At 70.0% G+C, this 2034-nt stretch carries 1 protein-coding gene; it reads right to left on the bottom strand.

All coding sequences use genetic code 11. The annotated features are described in order from the left end of the window. Nucleotides 1–2034, bottom strand: a 2034-nt coding sequence (locus JOZ06_RS01630; protein WP_293228027.1) for a condensation domain-containing protein, incomplete at both ends; no start/stop codon positions are given.

The raw sequence follows: 2034 nt of genomic DNA, 5'->3' as shown, positions 1-2034 counted from the left end.
TCGAGGGTGTGGCCGGAGAGGGCCAGGGCCTCGGGCCGGCCTTGGGCGCTGGCCTCGAACAGTGCGTGGAGCGGCTGTGGCGCGATGGCAGCGCGGGTCTGGTTGGGCAGTTCGACGACGGCATGGCGCTCGGCGTCGGACAGCAGGCCCAGTTCCTCCAAGCGGGTGTCCGGCGCGGCCAGCGCCTGCGCCGCCAGCCGCTCGAAGCGTTCGCTCCAGCGCGTGACGCGCAAGGTATCGAACAATTCGCGCTTATAAATCCAACACAGCTCCAGCGCGTCCCCGTTCGGCTGCACGTGCAGCTCCACGTCGAAGCGCACCTTGTGGACTTGATCGGTCAACGCTTCCACCGTGAGTTCCGCCGGGGGCGTCGCCGGGTCAGGCAGATTCTGCATCGCCAACATGGCTTGGAACAGCGGCGCATGCCCCAGATCGCGCCGAGGCGCCAACGCCTCGACCAGCCGCTCGAACGGCACGTCCTGATGGCGGTAGGCATCCAGGCAAGTCTGCCGTACCTGCGCCAACAGCATGGCGAACGACTGTTCCTGCGCGAGCCGCACCCGCAGCGCCAAGGTGTTGACGAATAAGCCGATCACCGATTCCAGCGCGGCGAAGGGGCGGCTCGCGCAGGGAGAGCCGATGACCACGTCGTCTTGGCCGCTTTCGCGGCCAAGCAGCAAGGCCCACAGCGCCAACAGCACCATATAGGGTGTGGTGCCGGGCGCGTCGGCCAGCAGCCGTGCCATGTCGCGCATGACCGCGCCGTCGAGGCGCGCGCGTACCCACCCTGCCTGGTAGTGTTGTACCGGCGGACGAGGCCGGTCGCTAGCCAGCGTCAACAGCGCCGGCGCGCCGCTGAGCTGGCGCCGCCAATAGGCCAGCGCCACGGCGTCGGTGTCGGCGTGATCGCGCTGATATTCGGCGAAATCGGGGTACTGCAGCGGCAACGGCGCGAGCGCATCGTTCTGGTAGCAATGCCACAGCTCACGCTCGAACAAGGCCATCGACCAGCCATCGGCGATCAGGTGATGGCAGGTGCGTAGCAACACGTGGTCGTCCGGCGCCAGGCGCAGCAGGCTTGCGCGCAGCAACGGGCCGGCGCCGAGGTCGAAGCGGGTTTCCCATTCGTCGGCCATTGCCTGGCGCAATGCGGCTTGGCGTTCGGTTTCGCCCAGTAGAGACAAGTCGACGAGCGGCAGCGACAGTGGCACCAACGGGCGCACCGCTTGGCGCACTGCGCCGTTTTCCTGCACGAAATAGGTCCGCAGGCTAGCGTGGCGCGCCACCACGGCGTTGAGCGCCTGCGTCAGGCGCGCCGCGTCCAGCGGGCCGCGCAGGCGGCGCGCGTCGGGAATGTGGTACTCGCGGCTATCGCCCTGCAATTGGTCGAGGAACCACAGCCGTTCCTGGGCGAAAGACAGGCGCGCGCGCGTTTTGGACGTGACTGCGATCGGCAAGCCGGCGGGACCGGCGCCGTGGCAGTGGCGTGCGAGTTCGCTGACGCAGGCCGCCTGGAACAGGGTGTCGAGCCCCAGTGTCGGCGCGAGTCCGGCGCGCAGGCGCGCCAGCAGCCGCGTGGCCGACAGCGAATCGCCGCCGAGGGCGAAGAAGTTGTCGTCAGGGCCGACGCGCTCGACGCCGAGCACCTCGGCCATCAGCTGGCACAGCAGGCGCTCGGCCTCGCTCTCGGGCGCGCGGTAGGCCGCGCCCTGGCGCGCCGGGCGCGGCAGCGCCGCCTCGTCCAGCTTGCCGTTGGCGGTCAGCGGCAGCGCCGCCAGCGGCGTGATTATTGCGGGCAGCATGTAGTCCGGCAGCCGTTGCGCCAGATGGCGGCGCAGCACGGCGTCGTCGTGTTCGGCGCCGCTGACGTAGGCGAGCAGTTGGCCATCGCGGGCGATGACGGCGGCGGCGTCGACGCCGTCGTGCGCCAACAGCGCGGCCTGAATCTCGCCCGGCTCGATGCGGAAGCCGCGGATCTTGACCTGGCGGTCGGCGCGGCCGAGGAAGATCAGCGTGCCGTCGGCCTGCCGGCGG

Source organism: Paludibacterium sp., assembly GCF_019232825.1.
Classification (GTDB): Bacteria; Pseudomonadota; Gammaproteobacteria; order Burkholderiales; family Chromobacteriaceae; genus Paludibacterium.
Note: the sequence above shows the minus strand (reverse complement) of the source record. Positions and strands in the feature narration are given on the sequence as shown.